General features: G+C 72.3%; 8 protein-coding genes. 3 read left to right on the plus strand and 5 right to left on the minus strand.

Annotation, left to right across the window (positions count from 1 at the left end; all coding sequences use genetic code 11):
- Window positions 1-51: 51 nt before the first annotated feature.
- The 4 genes from IF61_RS0112000 to IF61_RS0112015 all read right to left on the minus strand — a co-directional run bounded on the left by IF61_RS0112000 (window position 52) and on the right by IF61_RS0112015 (window position 6,854).
- Window positions 52-3,852: a multifunctional oxoglutarate decarboxylase/oxoglutarate dehydrogenase thiamine pyrophosphate-binding subunit/dihydrolipoyllysine-residue succinyltransferase subunit gene (locus IF61_RS0112000; RefSeq protein WP_030366309.1), complete on the minus strand. Its 3,801-nt coding sequence runs from the start codon at window positions 3,850-3,852 to the stop codon at window positions 52-54.
- A 240-nt stretch (window positions 3,853-4,092) separates the two neighbouring features.
- Complete coding sequence (locus IF61_RS0112005) at window positions 4,093-5,238, minus strand: HAMP domain-containing sensor histidine kinase (protein WP_078660153.1); 1,146 nt, start codon at window positions 5,236-5,238, stop codon at window positions 4,093-4,095.
- Window positions 5,239-5,286: 48 nt separating this feature from the next.
- Window positions 5,287-6,024, minus strand: a complete 738-nt coding sequence (locus tag IF61_RS0112010; protein WP_030366311.1) for a response regulator transcription factor — start codon at window positions 6,022-6,024, stop codon at window positions 5,287-5,289.
- Between the two features lie 107 nt (window positions 6,025-6,131).
- Window positions 6,132-6,854 (minus strand): spermidine synthase family protein, encoded by a 723-nt coding sequence (locus IF61_RS0112015; RefSeq protein WP_030366312.1) that lies wholly within the window; start codon window positions 6,852-6,854, stop codon window positions 6,132-6,134.
- 193 nt (window positions 6,855-7,047) lie between these two features.
- Between IF61_RS0112015 and IF61_RS37440 the strand changes: the two genes are divergently transcribed.
- Both IF61_RS37440 and lon read left to right on the plus strand, forming a co-directional pair.
- Window positions 7,048-8,010, plus strand: a complete 963-nt coding sequence (locus IF61_RS37440) for a rhomboid-like protein (protein ID WP_157848596.1) — start codon at window positions 7,048-7,050, stop codon at window positions 8,008-8,010.
- Window positions 8,011-8,266: 256 nt separating this feature from the next.
- A complete protein-coding gene (lon, locus tag IF61_RS0112025; protein ID WP_030366314.1) occupies window positions 8,267-10,669 on the plus strand; it encodes an endopeptidase La in 2,403 nt (800 codons plus the stop codon).
- 66 nt (window positions 10,670-10,735) lie between these two features.
- Here the strand turns inward: lon and IF61_RS0112030 are convergent, their stop codons facing one another.
- The gene (locus IF61_RS0112030; RefSeq protein WP_030366315.1) at window positions 10,736-11,161 is read right to left on the minus strand and encodes a MarR family winged helix-turn-helix transcriptional regulator; all 426 of its coding nucleotides are present in this window, start codon (window positions 11,159-11,161) and stop codon (window positions 10,736-10,738) included.
- 121 nt (window positions 11,162-11,282) lie between these two features.
- Between IF61_RS0112030 and IF61_RS0112035 the strand changes: the two genes are divergently transcribed.
- Window positions 11,283-12,140 (plus strand): MBL fold metallo-hydrolase, encoded by an 858-nt coding sequence (locus tag IF61_RS0112035; protein WP_030366316.1) that lies wholly within the window; start codon window positions 11,283-11,285, stop codon window positions 12,138-12,140.
- The last annotated feature ends 115 nt before the right edge of the window (window positions 12,141-12,255 follow it).

Genomic DNA, 12,255 nt, shown 5'->3' on the forward strand with positions numbered 1-12,255 from the left:
CACCGCCTCTCGGCGGTGGGGGCCCGGTCCTTTCCTGCGCGTACGCGCCCGTCAGGCGTCGAACACCTCGTTGAGCAGCGTCTGCTGCTCGGCCTGGTGACGCTTGGCCGAGCCGACCGCCGGCGACGAGGAGTGCGGGCGGGAGATCCGCCGCAGCCGCTCGCGGGCCGGGACGTCGGCGCCGACCGCCAGGTCCAGGTGGTCGATCAGGTTCAGCGCGATGAACGGCCACGCACCCTGGTTCGCCGGCTCCTCCTGCGCCCAGATGTACTTCTCGGCGTTGGGGAACTTGGCGATCTCGGCCTGGAGCTCCTCGCCCGGCAGCGGGTAGAGGCGCTCGATGCGGACGATGGCCGTGTCGTTCGCGCCGCGCTTCGCCCGCTCGGCGGCGAGGTCGTAGTAGACCTTGCCGGAGCAGAAGACGACCTTGCGGACGTCGGCCGCGGCTACGGTGTCGTCACCGATGACCGGCCGGAACTGGCCGCTCGTGAACTCTTCCGCCTTCGACGCCGCGGCCTTCAGACGCAGCATCGACTTCGGGGTGAAGACGATCAGCGGCTTGTGGTGCGGGTTGTGGACCTGCCAGCGCAGCAGGTGGAAGTAGTTCGACGGCAGCGTCGGCATGGCGACCGTCATGTTGTTCTGCGCGCAGAGCTGCAGGAAGCGCTCGACGCGGGCCGAGGAGTGGTCCGGGCCCTGGCCCTCGTAGCCGTGCGGCAGGAGCAGCGTGACACCAGAGGTCTGGTTCCACTTCTGCTCGGAGGAGGAGATGAACTCGTCGACGATGCTCTGGGCGCCGTTGACGAAGTCACCGAACTGGGCCTCCCACAGCACCAGCGCGTCCGGGCGGGCCAGCGAGTAGCCGTACTCGAAGCCCATCGCCGCGTACTCGCTCAGCAGCGAGTCGTAGACGTTGAAGCGGGCCTGGTCGTCGGACAGGTAGAGCAGCGGGGTGTAGTCCTCGCCGGTCTCGCGGTCGACGAGCACCGCGTGGCGCTGGCCGAAGGTGCCGCGGCGGGAGTCCTGGCCCGCGAGGCGGACCGGGGTGCCCTCCATCAGCAGCGAGCCGAAGGCGAGGGTCTCGCCCATGCCCCAGTCGATGGTGCCGTCCTCGAGGCTGGCGGCGCGGCGCTGCAGCTGCGGCACCAGGCGCGGGTGCACCGTGACGTTCTCCGGCGTGGTGACCTGCGACTCGGCGATCCGCTTGAGGACCTCCTGGGAGATCGCGGTGTTCACCGCCACCGGGAACCCGCTCTGCGGGGCCGGGACGGCGGCCGGAGCCGTGGCCGCGTCCGCGTCGCGGACCTCGACGAAGACCTTCTCCAGCTGGCCCTGGTAGTCCTGCAGGGCCTGCTCGGCCTCTTCCAGGGTGATGTCGCCGCGACCGATGAGGGACTCGGTGTAGAGCTTGCGCACCGAGCGCTTCTTGTCGATCAGGTCGTACATCAGCGGCTGGGTGAACGAGGGGTTGTCCGACTCGTTGTGGCCCCGGCGGCGGTAGCAGATCAGGTCGATGACGACGTCCTTGTTGAACGCCTGGCGGAACTCGAAGGCGAGCCGCGCGACGCGGACCACGGCCTCCGGGTCGTCACCGTTCACGTGGAAGATCGGCGCCTCGATCATCCGGGCGACGTCGGTGCAGTACATCGACGAGCGCGAGGACTCCGGCGGCGCGGTGAAGCCGACCTGGTTGTTGATGACGATGTGCACGGTGCCGCCGGTGCGGTAGCCCCGCAGCTGCGACATGTTCAGCGTCTCCGCGACGACGCCCTGGCCCGCGAAGGCCGCGTCGCCGTGCAGCTGGACCGGCAGGACGGTGAAGTCCGTGCCCGCCTTGCCGATGATGTCCTGCTTGGCGCGGGCGATGCCCTCGACGACCGGGTCGACGGTCTCCAGGTGGGACGGGTTGGCGGCCAGCGAGACCTTGATCTGCTCGCCGTCCAGGCCCGTGAAGGTGCCCTCGGCGCCCAGGTGGTACTTCACGTCGCCGGAGCCGTGCATCGACTTCGGGTCGAGGTTGCCCTCGAACTCGCGGAAGATCTGGGCGTACGACTTGCCGACGATGTTCGCGAGGACGTTGAGGCGGCCGCGGTGGGCCATGCCGATGACGACCTCGTCCAGACGCGCCTCGGCGGCGGCGTCCAGCACCGAGTCCAGCAGCGGGATGACGGACTCGCCGCCCTCCAGGGAGAAACGCTTCTGGCCGACGTACTTCGTCTGCAGGAAGGTCTCGAAGGCCTCGGCGGCGTTCAGCCGGCGCAGGATGCGCAGCTGCTCCTCGCGCTCCGGCTTGGAGTGGCCGCGCTCGACCCGGTCCTGGATCCACTTGCGCTGCTTGGGGTCCTGGATGTGCATGAACTCGATGCCGGTGGTGCGGCAGTACGAGTCGCGCAGGACGCCGAGGATGTCGCGCAGCTTCATCATCGACTTGCCGGCGAAGCCGCCGACCGCGAACTCGCGCTCCAGGTCCCACAGGGTGAGGCCGTGCTCGGTGATGTCGAGGTCGGGGTGCTTGCGCTGGCGGTACTCCAGCGGGTCGGTGTCGGCCATGACGTGGCCGCGGACCCGGTAGGAGTGGATCAGCTCGAAGACGCGGGCGGCCTTGGTGACGTCGTCGTCGTGCGAGGCGTCGATGTCCTTGAGCCAGCGGACCGGCTCGTAGGGGATGCGCAGCGCCTCGAAGATCTCGTCGTAGAAGCCGTTCTCGCCGAGCAGCAGCTGCGACATGATCCGCAGGAACTCGCCGGAGGCGGCGCCCTGGATCACCCGGTGGTCGTACGTCGAGGTGAGGGTCATCACCTTGGAGATGCCCATCTTGTTCAGGGTGTCCTGAGACGTGCCCTGGAACTCGGCGGGGTAGTCCATGGCGCCGACGCCGAGGATCAGACCCTGGCCGGGCATCAGACGCGGCACGGAGTGGACCGTGCCGATGCCGCCGGGGTTGGTCAGCGACGCGGTGACGCCGGTGAAGTCGTCCATCGTCAGCTTGCCGACGCGGGCGCGGCGGACGATGTCCTCGTAGGCCTGCCAGAACTCGAAGAAGTTCAGCGTCTCGGCCTTCTTGATGGCCGCGACCACCAGCTGCCGGTCGCCGTTCGGCTTGACCAGGTCGATCGCCAGGCCGAGGTTGACGTGCTCGGGCTTGACGAGGGTCGGCTTGCCGTCCTTCTCCGTGAAGGAGTAGTTCATCGACGGCATGAGCTTCAGCGCCTGCACCATGGCGAAGCCGATGAGGTGCGTGAAGGAGACCTTGCCGCCGCGGGCGCGCTTGAGGTGATTGTTGATCACGATGCGCTGGTCGAACAGCAGCTTCACCGGGACGGCGCGGACGGACGTGGCCGTCGGCAGCTCCAGGGAGGCGTTCATGTTCTTCGCGACGGCGGCCGAGGGGCCACGGAGCGTGACGTACTCGGGACCGGCGGGGGCCTCGGTCGCGGGGGCGGCCTTGGCGGCAGCAGCCACCGGCTTGGCGGGCGCGGCCGCGGCAGGCTTGGCCGGGGCGGCCGCGGGCTTCGCCGCGGGCGCGGCGGGCGCCGCCGGGGCCGGAGCGGCAGCGGCGGGCTGCGCGGGGGCGGCCGGGGCCGGAGCGGCCTGCGGGGCGGCGGGCGCGGCCGGGGCCTGCGCGGCACCGCCTGCGGTCACCGGCTGCCCCGGCGGAGCCGCCGCCGTGCCCGGCTTGTAGTCGGCGAAGAAGTCCCACCAGGCTCGGTCGACCGAGTTCGGGTCCTGGAGGTACTGCTGGTAGATCTCGTCGACGAGCCACTCATTGGGACCGAACACGTCGGCAGGGCTCTTGCCCTGCCCGTCTTGGTCGGTCGAGATGCTCGAGGTGTTGGGGGACTGTGGCGACACGGCGGTAACCGCCCTCTTCCGCTTCACAAGGTGATGGACAGCGGGAATAAAGGCTACGCCTGTCTGCACGGTTGATGCAGGCCACCCGGGCAAGCAGTCGCGCAAGTCACATTTGCTCGGGGGTTTCGGGGCATGACTTGGCGGGAAACACACGGGGTTCTGCCGGCCCCGGGCGCATCAGGGTTCGCTCAAGCGCGCCCCACACTCCCTCGAATGTGTGCCTCCGCCATCGACCATACGTCAACACTGATCGCGAGGTCCGCCCGGAAGAGTGACTTGGATGCGGCACCCGTGCGGGGATTCGGCCACCCCGATGGACCCCCCGTGCAGATCCACCGCCCAGCGCGCGATCGCCAGGCCCAGACCCGTACCGCCGTCGGTGCCCGGGCCCTGCTGGCCCGAGCCGCCCCGGTTGAACCGCTCGAAGACCCGGTGCCGCTCCGCCTCGGGGATGCCCGGGCCCTCGTCCAGCACCTCCAGCGCCAGCGACTGCGGCCCCTCGCCCCGCCGCGCCCGCACCGTGACCCGCCCGTGCGGGGGGCTGTGCTTGACGGCGTTGTCCACGAGGTTCGCCACCACCTGGTGCAGCCGCTCCGCGTCCGCGTGGGCCGTCAGCTCCGGCGGGGCCACGTCCAGGTGCAGGTGCACGTCCTTACGGGCGTGCGGAGACGAGCTGGAACCGTTGGCCATGCTCGCCTCCTTCAGGATGCCCGCCAGGTACGGCCACACCTCGAAGCGGCGCGCGTGCAGCGGTACGACCCCGTTGTCCAGCCGGGACAGGTCCAGCAGCTGCTCCACCAGCCGGCCGAGCCGCTCCGTCTGGCGCAGCGCCGTCCGCATCGTCTCCGGATCCGCGGCCGACACGCCGTCCACCACGTTCTCCAGCACCGCCCGCAGGCCCGCGATCGGGGTCCGCAGCTCGTGCGAGACGTTGGCGACGAGCTCCTTGCGGTGGGTGTCCACCGCCTCCAGGTCGGCCGCCATGCGGTTGAACGCGTTCGCCAGGTGCCCGAACTCGTCCCGCCGCCCGGCGCCCACCCGGCGCGTGTAGTCACCCTGCGCCATGGCGCGCGTGACCTCGGTCATCTCGTCCAGCGGCGCGGTCAGGCCCTGCGCGACGAACTGCGTTATGAGCAGCGAGGCGATGATCGAGAAGACGGTGATCACCCGGAGCTCGGTCGCCGACCGGATCGCGACGAACACCAGGAAGGTCGTTATCACCACCGAGCCGATGACCAGGGCGCCCAGCGCCGCCTTCACCGACCGGTAGGGGTCCAGCGGCCGCAGCGCCTCCCAGACCCGCCCGCCGAGGCCCGCCACCGGGATGCCGACGCCCCTGCGGCGCTCGGCGCCGCCGCCCCGCGGGCCGGCCGTGCCGCCGGTCATCCCGCGCTGCCCGTCACTGCCGCGCTGCCCGTCATATCGTGCCGCCGGTCATGCCGCCGGGGTCTCCAGCGCGTAGCCCACGCCGTGCACCGTACGGATCCGCTCCGCGCCGATCTTCCGGCGGAGCGCCTTGATGTGGCTGTCGACCGTACGGGTGCCCGAGGCGTCCGCCCAGTCCCACACCTCCGCCAGCAGCTGCTCGCGGGAGAGGACGGCGCGCGGCGTGTTCGCCAGGCACACCAGCAGGTCGAACTCGGTCGGCGTCAGGTGCACGTCCGCGCCTCTGACCCGGACCCGCCGCTGTGCGTGGTCGATCTCCAGCTCGCCCAGCCGCAGGATGCCGCTGCGCGGGGTGTGCGCCGCCAGTGCCGCCCGCTCCACGCGCCGCAGCAGCACGTGCACCCGGGCCGCCAGCTCGCGCATCGAGAACGGCTTGGTCATGTAGTCGTCAGCGCCGACGCCCAGGCCCACCAGCATGTCCGTCTCGTCGTCACGCGCCGTGAGCATCAGGACGGGCACCGGCCGCTGCGCCTGCACCCGCCGGCACACCTCCAGGCCGTCGAAGCCCGGCAGCATCACGTCGAGCACCAGCAGGTCGGGCTGCCACGCCTCGGCGGTGTCGACGGCCGCCGGGCCGTCGCCCGCGGTGCGGACCTGGAAGCCCTCGGCCCGCAGCCGGGCCGCGATGGCGTCCACGATGGTCCGGTCGTCCTCGACCACCAGCACCCGGCGCTGCGCCCCGGCGGACGCGGCGGCACCATTCGGGCCGATGTGTGTCTGCTCCATGCGCGCCCCGCCCCTAGCGTCTTCCGTCGCGTCGTTCCTTGCCGGCTTCGGCAGCTCCGGCTTCGGCAGCTGTGGCAAGCAGGGTACGGGCACGTGGAGGGCGACGGCTACGCGGCACGTTGCCCGAGGTGCACTACGTCCGGTACGCCCCGGGCAACCGCGATCTCTTCGGTCCGTACCCCTTCGAAACCGGCATTCCGGAGGGCTTGCCCGAACCGGGCGGACGGCCGGGCCGACCACACGGCGAGCACACCGCCGGGCGCCAGGCGCTCCCGGCAGGCGGCGAGACCGGCGGGCGAGTACAGGCTGTCGTTGCTCTCCGTGACCGTCCAGTCGGGGCCGTTGTCGATGTCCAGGCACAGCGCGTCGTAGTGGACAGGGGCCGTGCGGACGTGGCCGAGGAGGTCGTCCTCCACGATCTCCGCGCGGGGATCGGCCAGCGCCCGGGCCGAGATCCCGCCGAGCGGCCCCGCCCGGTGCCAGCCGATCACCGCGGGCTCCCGCTCCACGACCGTGATCCGGCCCCAGCGGGGCTCCTCCGAGGCCCGCGCGAGCGAGAAGCCGACGCCCAGCCCGCCGATGAGGACGGCGGGCTCCGCGCGGTCCGCGGGGAGCGCGGCCAGCGCCGCGTCCACGAGCAGCCGCTCCGAGCGCCCGTCGGAGGTGTCCATCAGGAAGCAGCCGTTCGCGATGATCTCGTGGACGGCGTCGTCCCCCGTGCCCCGGCGGCGCAGGACCACCTCTCCGTACGGGCCGTCGCGGCGGTCCAGAGTGACGGGCCGGTCATGGGCGCCGGGCGTGTCGTACGGGTCGCGCTGGAGGGTGGTCACAAGGTGCCTCCGTGTCGGTCGGTACTCGGCGGACGCGGCAGGCGGATGTGAGGTTGACGGGCGTGACCGGAGTCACGAGCTTCGCTTGATTCCCTGCCCTCGATGGACCTTAATCTCGGAGGGGGCGCGAGCGGGATCGCTTTTCACCCCGCCGGGTGCCGGTACGGACCTCGCGAGGAAGGGGCTTGGCCGAGTGAACGAGGTGGACTCCGACGGCATGTCCCTGCGGCGCCCGCGGCGCGGCCACGAGGCACTTCGGCCGGGCCGGCTGCTCCGCGCCCTGCCCACCCCCCACGGCACGCCGTTCACGTTCGCTTACGCGCTGGTCCTGCTCGCCACCGCGATCTACACGGACTACGGCGACGAGGCCACCGTCAACCAGCTCCTGCGCGAGTCCAGCACCGACGCCGCGCACCTGGCCGAACAGCCCCTCGTCGTCCTGGTGGCCAGCGCCCTGTGGATAGCCGGCGGCCTGTACTCGCTGTACGGGATCCTCTTCGTCCTCGTCGTCTCCGCCCTGGAGCGCCGGACCGGCGGGGCCCGCACCGCCGGCGTCTTCCTCCTCGGCCACGTCCTGGCCACGCTCGCCACCGAGCTGCCCGTCGCGGGCGCCGTGGCCGCCGGGCGGCTGCCCGAGGCCTCCCTGCACCGCCTCGACTACGGCATCAGCTTCGGCGTGATGGCCTGCATAGGCGCGCTCGCCGGGCTGCTGGGACCGCGCGCCAAGTGGACCGTCCTCGGCCTCGCCTTCCTCATGTGCGCCCAGGACCTCGTCGAGTTCGCCGACCCCCTCGCGAGCTGGGGCCACCCCATAGCCCTGCTGACGGGCATGGCGTGCTGGGGGCTGCTGCGCGATAGGGGGCCGGCGACCGGGGGCGCGTCCGCGCCGGCGGCCGGGGCCGGGTCAGCGGCCGGCGCCGCGGGCCGGGCCGGGAGCGGTGCCGTCCCAAGCCCACTCGGTGCGCCGCTGGAGGGCGGCCGGGCGGGTGCACCACAGCAGCGTCTCGGCGGGGCCGCGGTCGGCCGGGGCGTCCGGGAAGAGACGCTCCAGCGCGGGTGCGCGCAGTGCGCCGGGCAGGAAGTGCCCGTCCAGGCCGTCGCCCAGGCTCGCCAGGGTCTCCCGGTGCTCGGCGAGGCCTGCGAGGAGCCGCTGTAGAGCAGCATGATCGCGGCATTGCCGATGCCGGGTGGCCGTCGGCATGATCGCGCCGTCCAGGTAGCCGATGCCGCGCCCGGCGGCCCAGGAGGCGCTCTCGCGGGTCTGCTCGGGGGCGCCGGAGGTGAGGGTGACGGCCGGGTCCGCCCCGGGACTACGGCACCCGATCGCTCACAGCGAACGCGGGGCGGGGAACATCCACGGCGCGACAGGCATTGAGTCGGCATAGCTCAACTTGCCTGCCTAAGGGGAGATCATGGCTTCGATGTCCGCACCGCTCACCCTGCCCGTGCTGCCCCTCGATGACGAGGTCGTCCTGCCCGGCATGGTGGTGCCCCTCGACCTGTCCGACGCCGACGTGCGGGCCGCGGTCGAGGCCGCTCAGGCCGCCGCGCGGGGCGGCGGCGGCAAGCCGCTGGTGCTGCTCGTGCCGCGCGTCGACGGGACGTACGCGGGCGCCGGCACCCTCGGCAGTGTCGAGCAAGTGGGCCGGCTCTCCGGCAGCGGCGATCCCGGCGCGCTCGTCCGCGGCGTCCGCCGCGTGCGCATCGGCGCCGGGACGACCGGCCCCGGGGCCGCGCTGTGGGTCGAGGGCACCCCCATGGAGGAGATCGTTCCGGACCCCCTCCCCGGCGCCGTCGCCGAGCTCGCGAAGGAGTACAAGGCGCTCGCCACCAGCTGGCTCCGCAAGCGCGGCGCCTGGCAGGTCGTCGACCGCGTCCAGCAGATCGACGACGTGGGCCAGCTCGCCGACAACTCCGGCTACTCGCCCTTCCTCACCGTCCAGCAGCGCGTCGAGCTCCTGGAGACCGCCGACCCGGTGGCCCGGCTGAAGCTCGCCGTCGGGTGGCTGAGCGAGCACCTCGCCGAGCAGGACGTCGCCGAGACCATCGCCAAGGACGTCCAGGAAGGCGTCGAGAAGCAGCAGCGCGAGTTCCTGCTGCGCCGCCAGCTGGAGGCCGTCCGCAAGGAGCTCGCCGAGCTCAACGGCGACCCGGAGGACGAGTCCGGCGACTACCGCGCCCGCGTCGAGGCCGCCGGCCTCCCCGAGAAGGTCCGCGAGGCGGCCCTGAAGGAGGTCGGCAAGCTGGAGCGCTCCTCCGACCAGAGCCCCGAGGGCGGCTGGATCCGCACCTGGCTGGACACCGTCCTGGAACTGCCCTGGAACGAGCGCACGGAGGACGTGTACGACATCCCCGGCGCGAAGGCCGTCCTCGACGCGGACCACGCGGGCCTGGAGGACGTCAAGGAACGGATCACCGAGTACCTGGCGGTGCGCAAGCGGCGCACCGACCGCGGGCTGGGCGTGGTGGGAGGGCGCCGCGGGGGCGCGGTGCTCGCGCTCGTCGGCCCGCCCGGCGTGGGCAAGACCAGCCTCGGTGAGAGCGTCGCCCGCGCCATGGGCCGGAAGTTCGTGCGCGTCGCCCTCGGCGGCGTCCGCGACGAGGCCGAGGTCCGCGGCCACCGCCGTACGTACGTGGGTGCGCTGCCCGGCCGCATCGTGCGGGCGGTCAAGGAGGCCGGCTCCATGAACCCGGTCGTGCTCCTCGACGAGATCGACAAGGTCGGCTCCGACTTCCGCGGCGACCCCGCCGCGGCCCTCCTGGAGGTCCTCGACCCGGCCCAGAACCACACCTTCCGTGACCACTACCTGGAGGTCGAACTCGACCTGTCGGACGTCGTCTTCCTCGCGACGGCCAACGTCCTGGAGGCCATCCCCGAGGCCCTCCTGGACCGTATGGAGCTCGTCCGTCTCGACGGCTACACCGAGGACGAGAAGGTCGTTATCGCCCGCGACCACCTGCTGCCCCGGCAACTGGACCGGGCAGGCCTCGCGCCCGGCGAGGTCGTGATCGAGGACGAGGCGCTGCGCCGCCTCGCCGGCGAGTACACGCGCGAGGCCGGCGTGCGGAACCTGGAGCGCGCCGTGGCCCGGCTGCTCCGCAAGGTCGCGGCCAAGCACGAACTGGGTGAGCAGGAGCTGCCGTTCGCCATCGGCGCGGAGCAGCTGCGCCCGCTGATCGGCCGGCCGCACCACACCCCGGAGTCCGCGCAGGACCCGGCCGAGCGGCGCACGGCCGTGCCCGGCGTCGCGACCGGCCTCGCGGTCACGGGCGCGGGCGGCGACGTCCTCTTCGTCGAGGCGTCGCTGGCCGATCCGGAGACGGGCGGCGCGGGCCTGACCCTGACGGGCCAGCTGGGCGACGTGATGAAGGAGTCGGCGCAGATCGCCCTGTCCTTCCTCCGCTCGCACGGCGCCGAACTGGAGCTGCCGGTGGGCGACTTCAAGGAGCGCGGCGTCCACCTGCACGTCCCGGCGGGCGCGATCCCCAAGGACGGCCCGAGCGCGGGCGTCACGATGACGACGGCCCTGGCCTCCCTGCTCTCCGGCCGTCAGGTCCGCCCGGACGTGGCGATGACCGGCGAGGTCTCCCTGACGGGCCGCGTCCTGCCCATCGGCGGCGTCAAGCAGAAGCTGCTGGCGGCGCACCGCGCGGGCGTGACGACGGTGATCATCCCGAAGCGCAACGAGCCGGACCTGGACGACGTGCCGGCCGAGGTGCTGGAGAAGCTCGACGTCCACCCGGTCTCCGACGTCCGCCAGGTGCTGGCGCTGGCCCTCCAGCCGGCCGAGGCGGAGGTGGCCGTGGCGGCGTAGCGACCGCAAACGGCGTGGGGCCCGTACCTCTTCACCAGAGGTATGGGCCCCACGCCGTTTTCCGGGTCAGTCGTGGCTGACGGCCTTGTCCAGCAGTCCGTGCAGGGCGTCCTGCTCCTGCGGGGACAGCCCCGCCAGCGGCGACTCCCGGGCGAGGAGCTCCATGAGCCGCTCCCTCAGGGCCGCGCCCTCGCCGGTCAGGACCAGCTGCTTGGCGCGGCGGTCCGTGGGGTGCGGGCGGCGCTCCAGGAGCCCGCGGCCCTCCAGCTTGTCGATGACGAAGGTCGCGTTGGAGGGCTCGCAGGCCATGCGGCCGGCGAGCTCGCGCATCGTCATCGGGCCGCTCAGCTCGCGCAGGGCCGTGGCCTGGGGCGCGGTGAGGTCCAGCGCGGCAGCGCGGTCGCGCACGTGGTCCGCGATCCGGCGGGCGAGGCCGTTCACCAGCCCGCAGAGCCGCCGCTCGGCGGTGACGTGCGCTTCCGGGGTGCTCATGGGTGCCATCGTAGCCAAGCGCAACCTCATCAAGTTATTAATGTCCGAGCTTGAATCATTCAAGCTGTAAGTTTATTGTCGTTGATCAAGAATCCCTGCCGCACGAAGGACGGAACCACCCATGACCGACGACGCCCGCCTCCACCGCCCGGCCGGCATCCGCTCCCTGCAGCTCGGTGACACCAAGGTCACGTACGTGCCGGACGGCGCCGGGCAGTTGAGCCCGCGCGGCTGGCTGCCGGACACCACCGACGAGGTGTGGGCGGAGCACTCCGCGTACCTCGACGCGACCGGCAACCTCGTGGCGAGCATGGGCGGCCTCCTCGTCGAGCACGGCGACCGGGCCCTGCTCATCGACGCCGGGGTCGGCTCCGTGCACCTCCCGCCCCGGCCCGGCTCCCCCGTGGGGGAGATCAACGGCGGCGCCCTCCTCGGCAACCTCGCCGGCCTCGGCCGCACCCCCGCCGGCATCGAGGCCGTGGCCATCACCCACCTGCACGGCGACCACATCGGCTGGTCCGCACAGCTCGCCGACGCCGGCGCCGTCCACTTCATCAGCGCTTCCGAGTGGGAGCACCGCCACCTCTCCGAGCAGCACGGCGTGCCCCCGGAGGCCCTCGCAGCCCTGGAGCCCGGCCTCCGCACGGTCACCGACGGGGAGGAGATCTTCCCCGGCGTCCGCGTCATGCTCACGCCCGGCCACACCGCGGGCCACGCCGCCTACGTCATCACCGGCGGCGGCCGCCGCCTGATCGCCTTCGGCGACGCCCTGCACTCGCCGGTCCAGATCGCCCACCCCGAGTGGTCGGCCGCCGTCGACCACGACGCCCGGCAGTCCGCGGAGTTCCGCCGCCGCCTGGTGGAGGAGATGGCGGAGCCCGGCACGATCGGCTTCGGCGTCCACTTCGCGGACGTGGTGTTCGGGCGGGTGCTGCGCGACGGCGCGGGGGCAACGTCGTGGGAACCCGTCGACGCGTGACGCACGCGCTTAAAGCCCCTGTCCCCTTTGCCCCGTTGACGGTCGCGAACCCCGCCGGTTGCATGTCCCTGACCATGCTCAGCTGACTGACCAGTCGCACCCCGAGGGGGAACTG

Origin of the sequence: Streptomyces roseoverticillatus (genome assembly GCF_000719265.1) — a bacterium.
Taxonomy (GTDB): Bacteria; Actinomycetota; Actinomycetes; order Streptomycetales; family Streptomycetaceae; genus Streptomyces; species Streptomyces roseoverticillatus.